17 protein-coding genes are annotated in these 19886 nt (G+C 65.0%); 11 read left to right on the top strand and 6 right to left on the bottom strand.

Annotation, left to right across the window (positions count from 1 at the left end; all coding sequences use genetic code 11):
• Positions 1–235 precede the first annotated feature (235 nt).
• From M1D32_RS19470 to M1D32_RS19440, 7 genes are all read left to right on the top strand, one after another.
• Positions 236–1606: a pectate lyase family protein gene (locus M1D32_RS19470; protein ID WP_458780238.1), complete on the top strand. Its 1371-nt coding sequence runs from the start codon at positions 236–238 to the stop codon at positions 1604–1606.
• Entirely contained in the window at positions 1606–3483 is a 1878-nt protein-coding gene (locus tag M1D32_RS19465) for a pectinesterase family protein (RefSeq protein ID WP_458780237.1), read from the top strand. The genes M1D32_RS19470 and M1D32_RS19465 overlap by 1 nt, the downstream gene beginning before the upstream one ends.
• A 147-nt stretch (positions 3484–3630) precedes the next feature.
• On the top strand, positions 3631–4749 hold the full coding sequence (locus M1D32_RS19460; protein WP_458780236.1) for a histidinol-phosphate transaminase: 1119 nt from the start codon (positions 3631–3633) through the stop codon (positions 4747–4749).
• Positions 4750–4898: 149 nt separating this feature from the next.
• Positions 4899–6176 (top strand): pyruvate dehydrogenase (acetyl-transferring) E1 component subunit alpha, encoded by a 1278-nt coding sequence (gene pdhA, locus M1D32_RS19455; protein WP_458780235.1) that lies wholly within the window; start codon positions 4899–4901, stop codon positions 6174–6176.
• On the top strand, positions 6176–7156 hold the full coding sequence (locus M1D32_RS19450; protein WP_458780234.1) for an alpha-ketoacid dehydrogenase subunit beta: 981 nt from the start codon (positions 6176–6178) through the stop codon (positions 7154–7156). The genes pdhA and M1D32_RS19450 overlap by 1 nt, the downstream gene beginning before the upstream one ends.
• Before the next feature lie 75 nt (positions 7157–7231).
• Positions 7232–8743 (top strand): dihydrolipoamide acetyltransferase family protein, encoded by a 1512-nt coding sequence (locus tag M1D32_RS19445; protein WP_458780233.1) that lies wholly within the window; start codon positions 7232–7234, stop codon positions 8741–8743.
• A gap of 12 nt (positions 8744–8755) precedes the next feature.
• Positions 8756–9373 (top strand): phosphatase PAP2 family protein, encoded by a 618-nt coding sequence (locus M1D32_RS19440; RefSeq protein ID WP_458780232.1) that lies wholly within the window; start codon positions 8756–8758, stop codon positions 9371–9373.
• A gap of 13 nt (positions 9374–9386) precedes the next feature.
• Here M1D32_RS19440 and M1D32_RS19435 read toward each other — a convergent pair whose 3' ends face one another.
• The 6 genes from M1D32_RS19435 to M1D32_RS19410 form a co-directional block, all read right to left on the bottom strand.
• Positions 9387–9722 (bottom strand): hypothetical protein, encoded by a 336-nt coding sequence (locus M1D32_RS19435; RefSeq protein WP_458780231.1) that lies wholly within the window; start codon positions 9720–9722, stop codon positions 9387–9389.
• Between the two features lie 156 nt (positions 9723–9878).
• Positions 9879–10307: a universal stress protein gene (locus M1D32_RS19430; protein ID WP_091419548.1), complete on the bottom strand. Its 429-nt coding sequence runs from the start codon at positions 10305–10307 to the stop codon at positions 9879–9881.
• Positions 10308–10356: 49 nt separating this feature from the next.
• Positions 10357–11649 (bottom strand): aminotransferase-like domain-containing protein, encoded by a 1293-nt coding sequence (locus M1D32_RS19425; protein ID WP_458780230.1) that lies wholly within the window; start codon positions 11647–11649, stop codon positions 10357–10359.
• Between the two features lie 73 nt (positions 11650–11722).
• A complete protein-coding gene (locus M1D32_RS19420) occupies positions 11723–12478 on the bottom strand; it encodes a GerMN domain-containing protein (RefSeq protein WP_458780229.1) in 756 nt (251 codons plus the stop codon).
• 169 nt (positions 12479–12647) lie between these two features.
• A complete protein-coding gene (gene ligD, locus M1D32_RS19415; RefSeq protein WP_458780228.1) occupies positions 12648–13892 on the bottom strand; it encodes a non-homologous end-joining DNA ligase in 1245 nt (414 codons plus the stop codon).
• A 143-nt stretch (positions 13893–14035) separates the two neighbouring features.
• Complete coding sequence (locus tag M1D32_RS19410) at positions 14036–14593, bottom strand: NAD(P)H-dependent oxidoreductase (RefSeq protein WP_458780227.1); 558 nt, start codon at positions 14591–14593, stop codon at positions 14036–14038.
• A gap of 126 nt (positions 14594–14719) precedes the next feature.
• Between M1D32_RS19410 and M1D32_RS19405 the strand changes: the two genes are divergently transcribed.
• The 4 genes from M1D32_RS19405 (at position 14720) to M1D32_RS19390 (ending at position 19883) form a co-directional block, all read left to right on the top strand.
• Complete coding sequence (locus M1D32_RS19405; RefSeq protein WP_458780226.1) at positions 14720–15328, top strand: TetR/AcrR family transcriptional regulator; 609 nt, start codon at positions 14720–14722, stop codon at positions 15326–15328.
• 348 nt (positions 15329–15676) lie between these two features.
• Positions 15677–16660: an ABC transporter permease gene (locus tag M1D32_RS19400; protein ID WP_458780225.1), complete on the top strand. Its 984-nt coding sequence runs from the start codon at positions 15677–15679 to the stop codon at positions 16658–16660.
• 2 nt (positions 16661–16662) lie between these two features.
• Positions 16663–17652 (top strand): ABC transporter permease, encoded by a 990-nt coding sequence (locus M1D32_RS19395; protein ID WP_458780224.1) that lies wholly within the window; start codon positions 16663–16665, stop codon positions 17650–17652.
• The gene (locus M1D32_RS19390) at positions 17649–19883 is read left to right on the top strand and encodes an ABC transporter ATP-binding protein (protein WP_458780223.1); all 2235 of its coding nucleotides are present in this window, start codon (positions 17649–17651) and stop codon (positions 19881–19883) included. Before M1D32_RS19395 ends, M1D32_RS19390 begins: the two co-directional genes overlap by 4 nt.
• Positions 19884–19886 lie beyond the last annotated feature (3 nt).

Genomic DNA, 19886 nt, shown 5'->3' with positions numbered 1-19886 from the left:
ACACCAACCTGGGGTGCCCTGCTGGGCAGCGCTGCAGCGTCAACCCCGCTCCGGGCGGCCGCGGTCGAGTGACCGCGGGCGGCTCATGACGGATCGCCGAAAGCCTGTGTCAAATATCAACCAACCCTTGACAAGGAGAAAGCGTTTTCCGATAGTTGAGAAATCGCTTTCTGACGCGCTGGCCGTTCGGGGCCGGCGCCGAAGCGTGGTTCATTCCAATGGAGGAAGAGAGATCATGCGCAAGAAGATGCCATTCGCGCCCGTATCGGTCGCCGCGGCCATCGCCGTATCCCTGCTTGCAGCCCCTGCCCATTCGTCAGCATCTCCATCCCCGCAGGCGGATCCAACAGCCCAGACCGCCCGCCAGCCCCTTGAACGCCAAGTTCTACCCGAGAACGATGGCTGGGCGGCCTCGGGAGCCGGCACCACCGGTGGGTCAGCCGCTGCGGGAGACCGGATCTACGACGTCTCCAACAAAGGGCAACTCCTCGCGGCCCTCGCCACGGGCACCGAACCCAAAATCATCCGGGTCCACGGAGACATTGCTGCGAACGCCAGCGCGGACGGCGCACCGATCAGCTGTGAAGACTACGCCAGCGGTACCGGCTACTCGCTGACCCAGTACCTCCATGACTTCGACCCGGCCCGCTACGGAACCGCGAAAAAGCCGGAGGGCGCGCAGGAAAATGCGCGGCGACTGGCCGCAGCCAAGCAGGCCGCTGCCATCCGGTGGGACATCCCCAGCAACACGACGATCATCGGTGCCGGCCCGGACAGCAGCATCACCGGAGCCGCCCTCAGGATCAACAGCGCCGAAAACGTCATCTTCCGGAACCTCACAGTGCGGGACGCCGCCGACTGCTTCCCCTCATGGGATCCCACGGACGGTGCCACCGGCAACTGGAACAGCGAGTACGACCTGCTCCAGATCATCAACGGCTCGAAGCACGTGTGGGTGGACCATTCGCACTTCACTGATGCCCCGAACCTGGACAGCGCCCAGCCCAGCTACTTCGGCCGCCCGTACCAGGTCCACGACGGAGCAGTGGACGTCACTAACGGCTCCGACCTCGTGACGATGTCCTACAACCGGTTCTCCGAGCACGACAAACTCCTGCTCATCGGGTCCACGGATTCGACCAACAGAGGAGACGCCGGCAAGCTGCGGGTGACCATCCACCACAACGTTTTCGAGAACGTCGGCCAGCGCGCACCCCGGGTTCGTTTTGGCCAGGTGGACGTCTACAACAACCACTTCAAGACAACACCTGATTCGGATATCCCGTATGGCTACACCTTCGGTGCAGGTGTTGAGTCGCACCTCCACGCCGAGGCCAATGCCTTCACACTCCCGGCGGACATCCCCGTGCAGTCCCTGATCTCCTACTTCAAGGGGAAGGTCATCACCACCAGCGGAAACGCAGTCAACGGCAAAATCGTCGACCTCCGCGCCGCCTACAACGAAACTGCCCCTGCGGACAGGCAGTTGAGCAGTGACGACACCTGGACGCCAGTACTGCGGACGCACGTCAACGCCGCGCAGGCCGTTCCCGCCCTCCTGGCGGATGCCGTCGGGCCCATTTTCACGGCGGGGGATGCCCGCTGATGAGGTGCTTCCAACCCACGCGCCGCTCGCTGCTGGCCGCTGTGGCCGCCGGGGCCGTCACGGCGGCCGCGGGGCTCGCCGGGCCAGGGGTTGCCCGGTCGGAAGCCGCAGTCCGTGCCGTGGCCGTCCCGCCGCAGGCAAGAACCAGGCCCGTGATCTTCGTGGTGGGCGATTCCACCTCCTCCGCCTACCAGCACTCGGAGCGTCCCCGGGCGGGCTGGGGGCAGGCCCTCCCGCTGCTGTTGGGGCCACAGGCTGACGTCTTTGACTACGCCTGGTCCGGAGCTTCGTCCAAGAGTTTCGCCGACGCCGGCCTGCTGGACGAGGTGGTGGCCTTGCTCCAGCCTGGCGACTTCCTGCTCATCTCGTTCGGGCACAACGACGAGAAGGTGGAGGACCCCGCCAGGGGAACCGATCCGCAGACCACCTTCAAGGAGTACCTGCAGAAGTACATCGACGGTGCCGCCGGCCGTGGCGCGAAGGCCGTACTGGTGACGCCGGTGGAACGCCGCCGGTTCAGCGCCCTTGGCATTGCGCAGGACTCGCACGGCGCGTACGCGCAGGCCGTACGCGAACTTGCGGCGGCCACTGGGACGCCACTGGTGGACCTCACCGCCTCCTCAAAGGATCTCTGGCAGAAACTCGGGGCCGAGGGAACCAAGTCCCACTTCCTCTATGCCACTCCCGGCCAGTATCCGCAGTACCCGCAAGGCGTGACTGACAATACACATTTCCAGGCCGAAGGCGCCCTGGCTGTGGCCAGGCTTGTTGCGTCCGAACTTCGGGCGCAACAGGTGCTGCCCCCTGGGTACTTCCAGCACCTCGATGCCGGGCTGGATGCTCTCACGGGAATCTACTGGCCCAGCGAACGCCCCGTGGACAATCGCACGGTCCTGGACGTGGGCAGGGGCAAGGCGTTCGCGACAGTCCAGGCAGCAGTGGACGCGGTGCCCGCAGGCAGCACCCGCCGTACCCTTATCCGGATCCAGCCGGGCGTCTACCGGGAGGCCATCAGGGTGCCGGCCAACAAGCCAAGAATCTCGTTCCTCGGGTTGGGGGAGAAAGCGGAAGACGTTGTCCTAGTTTACAACAACGCCTCCGGCACTCCGAAGCCGGATGGCACCGGACCCTACGGGACGGGCGGAAGCGCAAGCGTTCGGGTTGACGGGCCAGACTTCACCGCTTCAAACATCACCTTCAGCAATGACTTTGACGAAGCCGCCAACCAGGACATGAAGAACCGCCAGGCGGTGGCGCTGTTCCTGACGGGAGACCGTGCCGTGCTCAACAACGTCCGGTGCCTGGGCAACCAGGACACGCTGCTGGTTGATTCCCCCTCCCGCGGGGTACAGGCGCGCTTCTTCTTTAGCGGCTGCTACATCGAAGGCGACGTGGACTTCATCTTCGGCCGGGGCACTGCAGTCTTCTCCGAAAGTGAAATCCGCTCCCTCAACCGTGGGTCCGAGAGTAACAACGGCTACGTTTCGGCCGGCAGCCTGAATATCGGGATCAAACACGGGTACCTGTTTACCGGCTGCCGCTTTGTGTCGTTCGCCGCTGCCGGTTCAGTCCATTTGGGCCGCCCCTGGCACCCCAGCGGGGACGTGGACGCCATTGCACAGGTACTCGTCCGGGATTCCTGGCTGGGCGCGCATATTTCAGGTGCACCCTGGACGGACATGAGCGGATTCTCGTGGCGGGAAGCGCGCTTTCACGAGTTCAACAACAACGGCCCGGGGTCCCGCATCACCCCGGACAGGCCGCAACTCGAACCGGGAAGGGCGCAGGAGTTCACGCTGGAGGCGTATCTCCGGGGAGCTGACGGCTGGGCTCCCCAGCTGGCGGGCACGCGCTCCGACAGCACTCCCAGGGTGTAGGCCCTCGCAACGGGGACTGGGGAAGAAACAGGTAGCCGGACGGGTCCGCGGTTGGCGGCCCGTCCGGCTGCCCGTTTTACAACGGCAGCCGGGCAGACCCGTCCATGCCGCCTTCCGTCCCGTGGCTGGAGAAGTAGGCTGGTTTGCATGACTTCATCAGATACCCTCGCCGGGGGCATCCAGCCGCGCCCTGTGGTGGCAAAGCTGCCCCGCTACGCCGCCGGCAAACCTCCCGTCACCGTGGACGGACTGACCAGTTTCAAGCTGTCTTCGAACGAAAACCCCTTGCCCCCGATTCCGGCGGTGATCGAGGCGATTGCACGGCAGACGGACTTCAACCGCTACCCTGATCCGCTGAGCAGCAGGCTCCGCACAGAGCTCGCCGCGTTCCTTGATGTTCCCGCCGATGACATCGTCACTGGCGCCGGCAGCCTCGGCGCCCTGAACCAGCTCCTGGCCGCGTTCGCGGGGCGGAACGACGACGGCAAGCCGGACGAAGTCATCTACGCCTGGCGCTCCTTCGAGGCCTACCCCATCAGTGTTGGCCTCTCCGGCGCGGAAGGCGTTCCGGTTCCGCTGGCTGCCGGCGGCCGCCACGACCTCAAGGCCATGGCAGCGGCAGTCACGGCCCGCACCAAGGTGATCCTCCTGTGCACCCCCAACAATCCCACCGGTCCTGCCCTGGCTGCGGCCGAAACAGAGGCGTTTATCCGCTCTGTCCCGTCTGGCGTGGTGGTGGTGATTGACGAGGCATACCAGGAGTTTGTACGGGCGGCGGATGCCGTGGATGGGATCGCGCTGTACCGCAAGTACCCCAACGTTATTGTGCTCCGGACCTTCTCAAAGGCACACGGGCTTGCCGGCCTCCGGGTGGGCTACAGTGTCTCCAATCCTGTGCTGACGCAACACCTACGGGTCGCAGCCACACCCTTCGCCGTGTCGCAGATTGCAGAAACTGCCGCAATTGTTTCGCTGCAGAATTACCCTCAAGTTGTAGAGAGGGTACAAAGACTGGTTGACGAACGGCAACGCGTCACGGCAGGCCTGCGGAGCCTCGGCTGGAATGTTCCAGAGGCCCAGGGAAACTTCGTCTGGCTGGAGCTTGGCGCTGACAGCACCGGGTTTGCCGAACTTGCTGCCACGCAGGCCCTGTCCGTGAGGGCCTTTGCGGGCGAAGGCGTCCGCGTCAGCATCGGGGAGGAAGAAGCCAATACGCGTTTTCTTGCCCTGTGTGCGAACTATACAAAGGCCCCGCGCGGTTCCTAGCACTTAACAAGTAGCTCCGCGGCTACTTACTGAAGATAAAGTTAGGATCAGTAAGCCATTATATATGCCACAGGGGGAATCCATTCCTTTTGGAGCATATATCCCAGCGACATTGCATTGCATCCGGATGCGGCAAGCAAGGAGACGGTATGGGCACACATCTGCCTGCCACCGAGTTCGACGGAACAGCTGTAGACGATCAGCGTGAAGCTGATGCCGAAGCCGTGATGGGAGAGCCTCCGGCGCAGATGGTCCAGCTCCTCGGTTCTGACGGGAAACTGGGTTTTGATCCCGTTTTTTCCGGGTATGCCCAGAAACTGACCCCGGAGAAGCTCCGCGGGCTCTACGCGGACATGGCCGCAATCCGCAGGTTCGACGTCGAAGCCACGGCCTTGCAGCGCCAGGGGCAGTTGGCGCTCTGGGTTCCGTTGACCGGCCAGGAAGCCGCCCAGATCGGTTCGGGCCGGGCCAGCCAGCCGCAGGACTACATCTTTCCCACGTACCGCGAGCATGGCGTGGCCTGGACCCGCAATGTGGACCTGGCCGAGCTGCTGCGCCAGTTCCGCGGCGTCTCCAACGGAGGTTGGAACCCGAAGGACACCAACTTCCACCTCTACACCCTGGTTCTTGCGGCCCAGACGCTCCACGCGGTGGGCTACGCCATGGGCATTCAACGGGACCAGAAGCTCGCTGCCGCCGGTGCCGCGGTTGTCCACTCCGACGGTCAGGACAACGGCGCGGCCGCCCCGGCCGCCGCGGTGATCGCCTACTTCGGCGACGGTGCCAGCTCCGAGGGTGACGTCCACGAGTCCATGGTCTTCGCCTCCTCCTACAACGCGCCGGTGGTTTTCTTCTGCCAGAACAACCACTGGGCCATCTCCGTCCCCACGAACGTGCAAACGCGGGTGCCGTTGTCCAACCGGGCGAAGGGCTATGGCTTCCCCGGCATCCGGGTGGACGGCAACGACGTCATTGCCGTGCACGCCGTCACCGAGTGGGCCCTGGAGCACGCACGCCAGGGCAAGGGCCCCGTCCTGATCGAGGCCTTCACCTACAGGGTTGGTGCACACACGACGGCGGACGACCCCACCAAGTACCGTGAGTCGGCGGAGGAGGACGCCTGGCGCGCCAAGGATCCGCTGATGCGCCTGGAAAAGTACCTGCGCTCCGAAGGCCTGGCCGACGAATCGTTTTTTGCCAAGGTAAAGGCCGACGGCGACGAGCTTGCAGCCTACGTCCGGCGCACCACCCATGACCTGGAAACTCCGGATATCCGCTCCGCCTTCGCCAACACCTACGTGGAAGCCCACCCGCTGGTGGCAGAGGAACTGGCCTGGTTCGAGGAGTACTCAGCGGGCTTTGCAACTGAAGAAGAAGCCGCCCGGCAGGCAGTAGCAGCGCAGGCATCCCAAGAGGCAGGCCACTGATGACCACCATGACCATCGCCAAGGCCATCAACGAGGGCCTTCGCACAGCACTAACCGACAACCCCAAGTCGCTGCTGATGGGTGAAGACATCGGCGCCCTGGGCGGCGTGTACCGCGTGACCGACGGGCTGATCGGCGAGTTCGGCCCGGACCGCGTCGTGGACACCCCGCTGGCCGAATCCGGCATCATCGGCACGGCCATCGGCCTGGCACTGCGCGGCTACACCCCGGTCTGTGAAATCCAGTTCGACGGATTCGTTTTCCCGGGCTTCAACCAGATCACCACCCAGCTGGCCAAGATGCACGCCCGCAGCAACGGCAACCTCACCGTTCCCGTGGTCATCCGCATCCCCTACGGCGGGGGCATCGGCTCCGTGGAGCACCACTCGGAATCTCCCGAAGCGCTCTTCGCCCACACTGCGGGCCTGCGGATCATCACTCCGTCCAACCCGCACGACGCCTACTGGATGATCCAGCAGGCGGTTGACTGCCAGGACCCGGTGATCATTTTCGAGCCCAAACGCCGCTACTGGCTCAAGGGAGAGGTCGACGTCGAGGCCCCCGGCCTGGCGGCCGACCCCTTCAAGGCCCATGTTCTCCGGGCCGGGACGGACGCCACCATCTTGGCATACGGACCGCTGGTGCCCGTGGCGCTTGCTGCGGCGAATGCGGCTGAGGAGGATGGACGCAGTGTTGAGGTCATTGACCTGCGCTCCATCTCGCCCCTTGACTTCGATACCGTCACTGCCTCGGTGAAAAAGACCGGACGGCTTATTGTTGCCCACGAGGCACCCACCTTTGGCGGAATCGGCGGTGAAATCGCTGCCCGGATCAGTGAGCGGGCGTTCCATTCCCTGGAAGCGCCCGTGATCCGCGTGGGCGGCTTCCACATGCCTTATCCCGTTGCCAAGGTGGAGGAAGACTACCTTCCGGACATCGACCGTATCCTCGAGGCGCTGGACCGCGCCCTCTCCTACTGAGCCCTACTGAGCCGCCGCATCCTTTCCGCCCCGCTTCCGTCCAACAGCAGCCGGGCTTCCCGAACCGAGGACACCATGACTCTCAATACGTTCAACCTGCCTGACGTCGGCGAGGGCCTTACCGAGGCGGAAATCGTCTCCTGGAAGGTCAAGCCCGGCGACGCCGTCGCCATCAACGATGTCCTCTGCGAGATCGAGACGGCCAAGTCGATTGTGGAACTGCCCTCGCCGTTTGCCGGCACCGTCAGCGAACTGCTGGTCCCCGAAGGGGTCACCATTGACGTCGGCACCGCCATCATCAGCGTCAGCAGCGAGGTGGCCGGTGATCCCACACCGGCTGACGTCCGTGCTCCCGGGACGCCCGTGCAGCCGCTTTACGGCACGCTTCCGGCGTCCGACGGCGACCCGTCGGAAAGTGCCTTGGCAAGCGGTCCGCTGGTGGGTTCCGGGCCCAAGGCGGACGCCGTCAAGCGCCGTCCGCGGGTTTCGACGGTCTCAACCGCCGGTGGCGCAGCGGGCGCCGTCACGGCTAACGCCCCGGAAGTGGAGCCGGTCCAGCCCCATACCCCTGCTGCCGTGACGGCCGGGCCGGAGAAGGGTGCAGCGGGCGCTGCCAAGGCGGCCCCAACCCACACCAGCGGCGGCGCCGTCGACAACCGTCCAACCTTTGGCGGCACCCTCACAGGCCTGGTGAACAAGGTCCTGGCCAAGCCCCCGGTCCGAAAGATTGCCCGTGACCTTGGCATCGACCTGGCAGACGTGGTGGCCACCGGCTCGCGCGGTGAGGTGACGCGCGAGGACCTGGTCAGTTACCAGGCCCAGCGGGATGCCGAGCTGGACAAGGCTGACGGCTTTTGGGGCAAAGCAGGAAAGCCGCAGGACCAGCGGGTGGAGCGGATCCCCGTCAAGGGCGTCCGCAAGGCCACGGCGAAGGCAATGGTGGACTCGGCGTTCTCGGCACCGCACGTGAGCATCTTCGTGGATGTGGATGCCAGCCGCACCATGGAGTTCGTCAAGAGGCTCAAGGCCTCGCGTGACTTCGAGGGCATCCGGGTATCGCCGCTGCTCATCCTCGCCAAGGCCGTGATCTGGGCAGCTGCCCGGAACCCCAGCGTCAACGCCACCTGGGTGGACAACGGCGAAGGCAGCGCCGAGATCCAGGTCAAGCACTACATGAACCTGGGAATCGCGGCGGCCACCCCGCGCGGCCTGATGGTGCCGAACATCAAAAACGCCCAGGACCTATCCCTGAAGGATCTGGCGCTGGCCCTGAACAACCTGGCCACCACCGCCAGGGCCGGCAAGACCCAGCCAGCGGAAATGCAGGGCGGGACGCTGACCATCACCAACATCGGGGCTCTGGGCATCGACACGGGGACGCCCATCATCAACCCGGGCGAGGTGGCGATCGTTGCCTTCGGAACCATCAAGCAGAAGCCCTGGGTCCTGGACGGTGAAGTGATTCCCCGCTGGATCACCACCCTAGGCGGTTCGTTCGATCACCGCGTGGTGGACGGCGACCTGTCCGCCCGCTTTATGGCCGACGTCGCCGCCATCCTGGAGGAACCGGCGTTGCTGCTGGACTAGGAACTGACAGCAGTGATCGTTAACGCCGATCGTATCCGTGCCAAAAACAGGGCAGCCAGGTGGATCACGGAGGTGTTGCAGCCGCCAGTGGTGGTCAGCGTGCAGTTGTTGGTCAGCCCCCTGACGCAGGCCGGCTTTCCCGGAACGATGGCCTACGGCGCCCTGGCGGCGCTGTTCGTCTGCGTGATCCCGCTGTTCCTGCTGCTGGTCCTGGTGAGGCTGGGCAAAGTTACGGATCACCACGTCAGCGACCGCAAACAGCGGGCGCCCGCCCTGCTGATGGCGCTGGCGTCGATTATTGCCGGGCTGCTGGTGCTGTCTGTGGCGGGAGCCCCGCAGAGCGTGGTGGCCATGGTCCTGGCAGTGGTGGCCGGGGTGGTTGTGCTGGCGGGCGTCAGCCCGTTCTGGAAGATCAGCGGGCACGCCGCCGCCATCTCGTCTTCAGCAGTGATTGCCGTGCTGATGCTCGGAGCCCAGTGGCTTCCGTTGCTGCTGCTTATCCCGGCTGTGGGCTGGTCAAGGGTGGTGCTGCGAGCCCACACCCTGGCGCAGGTAGTTGCCGGTTCACTTTTCGGCGGGATGGTGATGGCCGGTATCTGGTGGGTCCTGCAGGGCTGGATGGTGCCTTAGCCCACCGCGTACATCAGTACGTGGAGTAGACCGAGAGCATTTCGACGGTGGAGGGATCCACCACCGTCCCGAGGGAAACGGCCGCTGCAATCATCAAACCGCTGAGTACGGCACCTGCCGCGCCCAGCGCGGTCAGTAGCTTCCAGTCTTCACGGAGCACGCTGGCCACGGTCTCAGGAAGCTGAAGATCCGGGGCGATCAGGTTCGGTGCGCTGTCCACGGTTCCGTCGTCCAGCAGCGCCACCACCCTGCCGTTGCCGCGGTCGATGCGCATGGAACAGATGTGGTTACCGTGGCGGGCCAGGAGGATGTCGTGGCCTACAAGCTGGCGGCGCTGGAGAGTGATCAATGGAGCCCCTTGATAATCGTGGATGCTGGGTGTCCGCTCCATTGGGGGCTTATCCAATTTTATCGTTGCGCCCAGGGGCTCAGTGGTGTATCGGGCGTGAGAACAGACACTCCCCATAGCGACCTTAACCACCATGGGGAGTGTGCGCGGTAACTTCTAGTCGGCGTCGTAGGTGTTGGCGATGTAAACGTCGCACGGAGCGTTGTGGGCAACGCTGTTCGCCACGCTCCCGAGGACCCGCCCAATGCCCTGCATCCTGCGGTTTCCGACCACGATAATGCGGGCTTCCATCCGCAGCGCCTCCTTGATGAGGGCGTCGGCCGGGCGGCCGCGGGCAGCGGAGTAGGTCACCTTGATGTCCCGGCCCAGGGATTCCGCGACGGTGCGGGCCACATGCTCGGCGGCGTCGGCGTCGGAGACGATCCACTGGTCGCTGCCGCTGCCGAAGACCTCGGTGCGGTCGCTGTCGAAGGCTGAGACGACGTGAAGCGAGGCACCCAGTGCTGCGGCGAGGTCCCGGGCGGACTCCGCTGCCTTCTTGGCTGTACCGCTGCCGTCAACCCCTACAACGATGATTCCGCTCATGTGTTGCTCCTTTGCTTGGTTAATGCGGCATAAGCCAGTGAGCCCAAGGCTACAGTCCGTCGATGGCTTCCCGCAGTACCGGCGCCAGCCGGCGCACGCCCTCCGTGATGGCCTCTGGCGGAACCGCGCTGAAGGCCAGGCGCAGCTTGTTGGACGGCTCGTCCGACGGCGTGAAGGCGGCGCCGGGGATAAACACCACTCCGGCGTCGATTGCCTTGTGCAGCAGCGGGTAGGTGTCCACCCCTTCGGGCAGGGTGACCCAGACGAAGAACCCGCCCTCCGGGCTGGTCCAGCTTGTCCCGGCGGGCATGTGCGCTTCAAGGGCCGCGAGCATTGCGCGGCACCGCTCCGCATACAGTCCACGGTACGTTTCGATTTGGCCCCGCCAGTCGTAGTCGCGCAGATAGGCGGACACCAGCATCTGGTTGAGGGCGGGTGGGCACAGGGTTACAGCTTCGGCCGCCAGGTAGTACCGGCGCTGCAGGTGTTCGGGCACCAGTGCCCAACCGATGCGGAGTCCGGGGGCGAAGATCTTGGAAAACGAGCCCATATAGATCACGTCGGCAGGGTTATCGGCGCGCAGGGGCGGCAGCGGTTCTCCGTCAAAGCGCAGGAGTCCGTAGGGGTTGTCTTCGAGGACGAGGATATTCGCGTTGCGGCATATGTCCACGATCTTCTGCCGGCGGTCCCGGGCGAGGGTAATTCCGGAAGGATTGTTGAAGTTTGGAATGGTGTACAGGAACTTCACGCTCTTGCCCGCGAGCTGCAGTGCGGCGATCTTCGCCTCAAGGAGCTCCGGAACGAGGCCTTCCCCGTCCATCTCCACCGTTTCCACCTGGACCTGGTACGCCTCAAAGGTATTCAGCGCGCCCACATAGGTGGGGTCTTCCACGAGCACCACGTCCCCCGGGTTGCAGAAGACTTTGGTGGCCACGTCCTGGGCGGACTGCGACCCTGCGGTGATCACTACGTTCCGGGGCAGGGCGTCGAGGATGCCCTCGGCGGCCATCACTTCGCAGATCTGGGCTCGCAGCTCTTCGGTGCCTTGGCCGCTGCCGTACTGGAGGGCTGCCAGGCCGTCCTCGGCAATGATGGATGCGGCAGTGGCGGCCAGCCGGTCAAGGGGGAGGGACTGCAGGTACGGACTTCCTCCGGCGAGGGAGACCAGCCCGGGGCGCAGGGAGATATCGAAGACGTCCCGGACGGCGGACTGGCGGATATTGGCGGCGCGCTCTGAGAAGAGTTCCTCATGGCGGTGGGCGGACGTTGCCGCCCGCTCGATGGCATCAATGGCTTCGGCAGGCAGCGTCTGTGCTGCGGCGTCGAGTGTCTCGTGGCTCACATGAATCAGGATACAGCCGGTTGTTGCTGAATAGGCAACACCCGTTGATTCCCGGAGGGCCCGGGCGGTGGGTTCAGTCCTGCCGCAAGGCCTCGGCCAGGCTTCGCCCGTTGATATAGATCTCGGCCCTGATGGCGCCTACGGCAGACACGGCTGTCTGCGTCAGCTGGGCTTCCACCCGCGGAAGGTCGCAGACGCCTCCCATGCTGAGCCTGCCCGCAAGGTACACCGTGACGGTGGTGCCGTCGAAGCTTCCTGAAAGGAACTTCAGGTCCGAGCCCAGGAGAGCGTTGTAGACGTCCGTTGACCCCCGTGGCCCGCCTGCGTCGGCCGGCGAATTCAGCAGTGCCCGAACGGCAGCGGGAAGCGGATCCTCTTCGGCGGACGTGGTGTGGGCTATTCCCACCAGACTGTCATTGCAGCCGAACCGCACGCCGTTGCTTCCGCCGTCGTCCAGGAGCACGTAGTAGGCAGTCACCTTTTGCGGGGCCGCGGCGCTGCCCGAGGGAAGCGGCTCAGGTGAGGCGGGGTCCTCCAGCGGCGGAACTTCCGGCGCGGGTGAAGCCTCGGGCGTGCCGCCCGGGGCAGTCCTGGCGGGCAGGGTGGGGGCACTGCCCTGCGTCTCCCCGGCTGTTCCCTCCGGCGGCGGAGACTGCTGCTCGGGAGCGGGTACGCTAGGCGCGGTCGCCGGACCGGGGGTGGGGCCGGCGTCGACGAGGGGCGCAGAGGAAGGCGGCGGTGTTTGTTGAGGGGGCGGGCTGACACAGCCGGCGGCCCACAGCGGAAGCGCCAGCGCTGATGCCGCCATCACGGCCCGTGCACCCGCCATCCGCCTTCCAGAAATCCGCTTTCTTGCCATCCCTGCACCGCAATCCCGTCCCGGTACGTCCGTGGATTAACGTTACGGCTGGCCTGTCCGGCAGAGAATGTCCGCGAGGTACCGGTTGGGACAAGAGTTGGTCACGGCACCCGAAAACCCACGCGCGGCAGTGCCAGGGTCAGGATGCCGGGCGCCCCGGCCACTCCCTGCCCGCCCAGGGATCGTAGTCGGCAATGAGTTCCTCCTGCGCCGGCCGTTCGGAATCGGGGATGTGCTGCAGGTTCACCCGTACGCGGTACCAGAGCGAACTCGATCCGCGCATCCCGTCCACCAGGACATCCGCAGGGTGCAGGGCGGGGACGAGGTCCGGATGCCGGGACTTCCATTCGTCGAGCGCTGCGAGGGCTTCCGGTTTGGTTTTGGTGCGGGCCACCTCGATCAGGGGCATCACCGACTGCCGGCGGCCGGAACCGTCACCGCTCCGTGGCGCTTTCTCCGCAGGGCCCAACTCGGCCGCCAGTGCGAGGAGTCCATCGAGTTTGCCTACGGCATGGTCGATCCCTGCATGGGGGTCGCCGATGTCCGCGAAGCGCCCGGGTACGGTGCGCACCGTGAACTGCTCGGGACGGGCGGAGCGCACCTCGTCCCAGGACAGCGGTGTTGAGACCCGCGCGTCGGGGAGGGGCCGCACTGAATATGCGGACGCCACTGTGCGGTCCTTGGCGTTCTGGTTGAAGTCGACGAACACGCTCTCGCCGCGCTCCTCCTTCCACCACCGGGCGGTAGCGAGGCCGGGGGCGCGGTTTTCGACTTCGCGGGCCAGGGTCTCGGCTGCGAGCCGCACGTCGCGGTAGGACCAGTGCGGCGCGATGCGCACCAGGATGTGGAGGCCGCGGGAGCCGCTTGTTTTGGGCCAGCCCACCAGTCCCATGTCGTCGAGTACCTCCCGTGCCACATAGGCGACGTCCACGATCTGCGACCAGACCACGCCCGGCATTGGATCGAGGTCCACCCGAAGCTCATCGGGGTGTTCGAGGTCTTCTGCCCGCACGGGGTGTGGATTGAGGTCGAGGCAGCCGAGATTCACTACCCACGCCAGTCCTGCGGCATCCCGGATCACAGCCTCCTCGGCCGACGTGCCGGACGCGTAATGAAGAGTGGCGGTGTCAATGAAGCCAGGGTGGTTCTCGGGCACGCGCTTTTGGAAGAACGGTTCGGCGTCGATGCCCTTCGGGAAGCGCTTGAGCACCATGGGCCGCCCGCCGGCGCCGCGCAGGGCACCATCCGCAACCGAGAGGTAGTACCGCACCAGGTCCAGCTTCGTGAGCCCGGGCCCGGGGAACACCACTTTGTCCGGGCTTGAGACGCGCACTTCCGCGCCGCCGATATCCAGGATCTCAGCCGGGGTCTTCGAGGGGGTCATTCCGTCACGCTAGCAACGATTGAATAGTGCGGCCAGAGTATGGAGGGACGCCGCGTAGCCGGACGTCCGGCGCTTTACAAGTAGGAAGGATTAAACGCAGCGGTGCCCGGCGCTATGTTGCACCGGGCACCGCAGAAGGTTCGTTATGCGGCAGGCTGGGAAGCTGCGAGGGCATCAAACACGCCCTTGATCTGCTCCACGACCTCTGCGTCGTCCTTCGGGTGGATTTCAGCGAAGCGCACCATGGAACCCGGCACTGCGAGCTTGACGTCCTCGAGGACCTGGGCGCCGGCAATTCCTGCTGCCTTGCGGGCCTCGTCCTGGGCCCAGACGCCGCCATACTGGCCGAACGCGGTGCCGACGACGGCGGTGGGCTTACCGGCGAGGGCGCCGGCACCGAACGGGCGGGACAGCCAGTCGATGGCATTCTTCAGTGCTGCCGGCACCGTGCCGTTGTGCTCCGGGGTGACGAGGAGGAGGGTGTCGGCGTCGTTCGCTGCGGCGCGCAGGGCGGCAGCAGCGGGGGGAACCTGGCCTTCGACGTCAATGTCTTCGTTGTAGAACGGAATGTTGCCCAGGTTTTCGTGGATAACGACGTCCACCTGCTCCGGCGCGTTCAGCTGGATCGCTTCGGCCAACTTCTGGTTGGTGGACTCGGCGCGGAGGCTGCCGACGAGGGTGAGTACGGTGTTCTTGGTCATGGGAACTCCTGGGGTAGGGGCGGCGGGAGGGGCCGCCGGCCGGGTAACAGCTGAGGCTTTTCGTGCCTTCGCCCATCTAAACGGACTGCGGTCCGTTTCTTATTCCCCGGGTCTAGAATGTGGAGTGTGAGCTTCATCCCAATGAGCCCCGGGCTGTCACCGGGCGAGGCGGTGGAACGCAGCGATGCCGCACGGAACCGGGAGCGACTGCTCGAGGCAGCCCGCGACCTGATCGGTGAATGCGGGGCAGAAGCGCTGACGATGGACCGCCTCGCGGAGCACGCCGGGGTGGGCAAAGGGACTGTTTTCCGTCGGTTCGGCAGCCGGGCCGGACTCATGCTCACTCTCCTGAGCGAATCGGAGGCCGCCTTTCAGGCGCGCTTTATGTTCGGGCCGCCGCCCCTGGGCCCAGGTGCGCGTGGCTTGGAACGCCTTATTGCTTTCGGCGTGGAACGGATTGCCTACGTGATGGAGTTCGGTGACCTGGCGCTCGCTGCGGAGAACTCCTCCCGGGGCCGATTTGAAGTTCCCGCTGCTGCCCTGTGGCACCGCCATGTCGAGGTGCTGCTCAGGGAGGAGGGGTTCGCAGCAGACCCATGGCTGATGGCGCGCTCCCTGGGTGCCACGCTGGCACCGGACCGGCTCCTCAATTTGGTCCGGGTGCATGGAGTGGATCCGGACCGGCTCAATGACTCGTGGAGGGAGCTTGTCACAAGGATTGTCACCGCCGCTTAAGCTTCGCCGGTCATGTTCTTACCGGCCGTCACTTCAATTTACAAAATTATTCATAACGATCTGATACGGGCATGGGGGTTTGCCCGCAACCAGCCCTTTTTGGGGGGCGGCTTGTGATAGTTTCCTCTGGAATGTGACCCGTGACATAGTCCACAAGGGCTAGGCCTGCAAAGGCTGCGGGTGCCCAGCTATCCGCTGGCAGAGGACCCGATGATGCGGCACAACCCCCGCTGATCCGGGGATAACGGAAGGATCCAGCACGTGATTGTTGATATGCCCAACAGCCTGGCCCGCCTGCTGACACCGCGGGGTCCATCCAGCTGCCGGCGGCGAAGCTGAGCCAGCGCCATGCTCCGGTACCTCGCCAAGCGCGGCATCACGTACGTTTTGATGATCTTCCTGACCACCTCGGCGGGATACTTCCTGGCGGTCAGCTCCCTCAAGCCCGCGCTGCTTGAGCAGGAACGGATCCCCCGGCCCACCCCTGAGCAGGTGGCAAACTCGATGCGCCTCAAGGGCCTGGATCCGGACCTGAGCCCGTGGGAGCGTTACGTGGAATGGCTGACCGCCATCGTTACCCGCTGGGACTGGGGACGCAGCCCCAACGGCGCTTTCATCAACGCCGAGTTCGGGGACCGGGTGTGGATCTCCACCCGGCTCTTCCTGGCGTCCATCATTCTGACGCTCGTCATCGGGGTGGCACTCGGGGTCTATTCGGCAGCGCGCCAGTACAAGTTCCAGGACCGCGCCATCACGTCCTACAGCTACCTCGCCTACATCGTGCCAGCCCCGATCGCATACTTCCTGGTGCAGCTGGGCGCCATCAACATCAACGAAACCGTGGGGGAGCGCATCTTCTTTGTCACGGGCATCTCCACACCCGGGATTGAGCCGGGGTGGGCGCAGTTCGTGGACATGCTCGCGCATTACGCGGTTCCGACCATCGCCATCACGCTGGTGGGTTGGGGTTCCTACCAGATTGCGCAGCGTCAGTACCTCCTGGACAACGTGAACGCCGACTTTGTCCGGACCGCGCGCGCCAAGGGGCTGACCCGGAACCAGGCGATCTCCCGGCACGCACTGCGGGTCTCGTTCATTCCCGTGGCCCAAAGCATCGCCTTCACCATTCCGGCCATCTTTGCCGGCGGCTTCTTTGCGGAGAAGATCTTCGCCTGGCCCGGTGTCGGGTCCTGGAGCATCGACGCCATCTCGCTCCAGGATGTCAACGCCGCCACCGCCACACTGGCTTACGGTTCCGTTATTTTCGCCCTGGGGGCCATCCTGGCGGACTTCGCCACCACCCTCGTTGACCCGAGAGTGCGGGTGCAGTAGCCATGACCAACCTCAACGCCGTCGACCCGGCCGCTGTCGCGCAGGACGCGCACCTGGAAAACGCCGATGTCATCATCGGCAAGAACACCATCATCTTCCGCCGCTTTATGCGCAACAAGACGGCCGTGACGGGCCTTGCCATCTTCCTGGCCCTGACCGTCTTCTCCTTCGTCGGTGGCTATTTCACCACTTGGGACAAGGAGACCATCGATCCCTTCAACATCGGGATGCCTCCCTCGGCCGAGCACTACCTTGGAACGTCCCAGGCAGGCATCGACCTCTACGCCATGACGGTCGAAGGCACCAGGATCTCCATCCTGATCGGCCTGATCGTGGGGCTTGTCTCTGTCCTCATTGCCGCCGTCTACGGGTGCACCATGGCCTACTTCGGCGGCAAAGTGGACAAGGTGATGCTCTTCATCCTTGAAGCGCTCATCATGATGCCCGCGCTGCTGGTGGTTGCGGTAGCCACCAGCGGCGGAGGGGAAGGCCTGAGGCGGAACCTGCCCTCCTGGTTGCTGCTGATCATCGTGCTGCTGGTCTTCAGCTGGATGGGCACGGCCCGGCTGATCCGGTCGCTGTCCATGTCCCTGATGCAGCGGGACTACGTCAAAGCCGCCCAGTACATGGGCGTCCCACCGCGCCGGATCGTCTGGCGGCACCTGGTTCCCAACATCGGCTCCCTGCTGGTGCTGGACATCACCCGAGGCGTCACCGGCGCCATCCTCGCGGAGGTGGCCTTCTCGTTCATCGGCATCGGCATCAAAGTTCCGGACGTCAGCCTGGGCGTGCTTATTGGCGGCGCCACATCCCAGGTACAGACCTTTCCCTGGATGTTCTGGGTGCCGCTGACCGTGATGTTCCTGCTCACAGGTTCGCTGGCCATGATGAACGACGGACTGCGCGACGCCTTCGACCCGAGCTCCAGCTCAAGCGGCAGCGCCAAAAAACGCGGTGCCCTGAAAACCCGTCTTAGGGGGAAGTCCTCATGAGCAGCGAAATTGCCGCCGGGCCCGCGGAACAGCCCCAGTCAACAGTGGAACGGCTGCACGTCGCCGGCCTGCACGCCGCCACGGACGCCGTCCTGTCCGTCCGGGACCTGAACGTCCGCTTCAACACCGAGAACGGCGTAGTCCACGCAGTCCGGGGCGTTGATTTTGACCTCCTGCCCGGGAAGACACTGGGCATCGTGGGCGAATCTGGCTCCGGCAAATCCGTGACGTCCTTGGCCATCATGGGCCTCCTCCCCACCACGGCGGAAATTACCGGGTCCGTCCGGCTCAAAGGCAAGGAGTTGCTGGGCCTCAGCGACAAAGCCATGTGCGAGTACCGCGGCAACGAACTGGCCATGGTCTTCCAGGACCCGCTGTCTTCCCTGACGCCGGTGTACACCGTGGGCACCCAGATCGTGGAAGCACTCACCATCCACAACCCCACGATGAGCAGGCAGGCAAAAGAAGCCCGCGCCGTCGAACTCCTGGCCATGGTGGGCATTCCGAGCCCCAAGGACAGGCTGAAGGCCTTTCCGCATGAGTTCTCGGGCGGCATGCGCCAGCGGGTGATGATCGCCATCGCGATCGCGAACAACCCGCGCGTCCTCATCGCTGATGAGCCGACGACGGCCCTGGACGTCACCATCCAGGCGCAGGTCCTGGAGGTGCTGCATACCGCCCAGGAGGAGACGGGCGCCGCCGTCGTGATGATCACGCACGACCTGGGCGTGGTGGCTGGGATGGCAGACGACATCATGGTGATGTACGCCGGCAAACCGGTGGAGACCGGCGCGGTGGATGACATCTACTACAACCCGCGGATGCCTTACACCATGGGACTCCTTGGCGCCGTGCCGCGCGTCGACGTAGCGGAGAAGTCTTCCCTCGTCCCCATTGAGGGCATACCGCCCAACCTGATCCATACGCCCACTGGCTGTTCGTTCGCGCCCCGCTGTCCCCTGGCAAGCGAGGCGTGCCTCGAGGGCGAGCCGGCGTTGGCGGCTGTACCGGGGAGTGCCCTTCACCGCGCCGCCTGCATCAAGTCCGGGTCCCTGGGCGGCGACGTCGACGTCCACGACGTTTTCTCGGCTCCGCCGGTGGCGGTATCGCGCTTCGATGCCATTCCGCGGGCGGAACGCTCTACGGTCCTGCAGCTCAAGGACGTGCGCAAGCACTTCCCGCTGACCAAGGGTGCCCTGCTGAAGCGCCGGATCGGCACCGTCAAGGCCGTGGACGGTGTCAGCTTCGACATCCGCGAGGGTGAGTGCTTCTCGATCGTGGGCGAGTCCGGTTCCGGAAAGACCACCACCTTGCTGGAGATCATGGAGTTCCACAAGGACCAGGATGGCGAGGTGACGATTGGCGGCATCAGCAACAAACAGGCTGCCGATGCCCGGACCAAAGGTGCCATGCGCCGCGAAATGCAGATGGTCTTCCAGGATCCTACCGGCGCGCTGGATCCACGGTTCACGGTCTACGAGGTGCTCGCCGAGCCGCTCCAGAACGCCGGGATGGACAAGCAGGCCATCAGGAAGCGCATTATGGAACTGATGAAGCTGGTGGGCCTTCAACCGGACCACGTCAACCGGTTCCCCAACCAGTTTTCCGGCGGACAGCGCCAGCGCGTCGGCATTGCCCGTGCCCTGGCCGTGAATCCGAAGCTGGTGGTCCTGGACGAACCCGTCTCCGCGCTCGATGTTTCCGTCCAGGCCGGGGTGATCAACCTCCTGGACAAGCTCCGTGCCGAGCTGGGCCTCAGCTACCTGCTGGTGGCCCACGACCTTTCGGTGGTCCGGCACATCTCCAACCGTGTGGCTGTTATGTACCTGGGCAAGATTGTGGAGATCGGTGAGGTGGACCGGGTGTTCGACAACCCCCGCCACCCCTACACCCGGGCCCTGCTCTCGGCCATCCCGGTACCGGACCCGCAGGTGGAGCGGACCAGGGAGCGGATCATCCTGCGCGGTGACCTGCCCTCCCCGCTGGACGCCCCCAAGGGCTGCAACTTCGCCACCAGGTGCCCCGTCTTCGCGGCCCTGCCGCCTGCGAAACAGGAAAAGTGCCTCACCCTGGAGCCCCCGCTGGAACCGGTGGCGCCCTCGGCAGCGGCCCAGGCCCTCACCGCCCAGCCAGTGCCGGCCCTGGACCAGCGCTTCGCCTGTTTCTTCCCCGACGGGGAACTGGATGAGGACATGCTGGTAGTCCACGAACCGGACCACCATGCACCTTAAGTT

It is taken from the genome of Arthrobacter sp. D3-16 (assembly GCF_054408515.1).
Note: the sequence above shows the minus strand (reverse complement) of the source record. Positions and strands in the feature narration are given on the sequence as shown.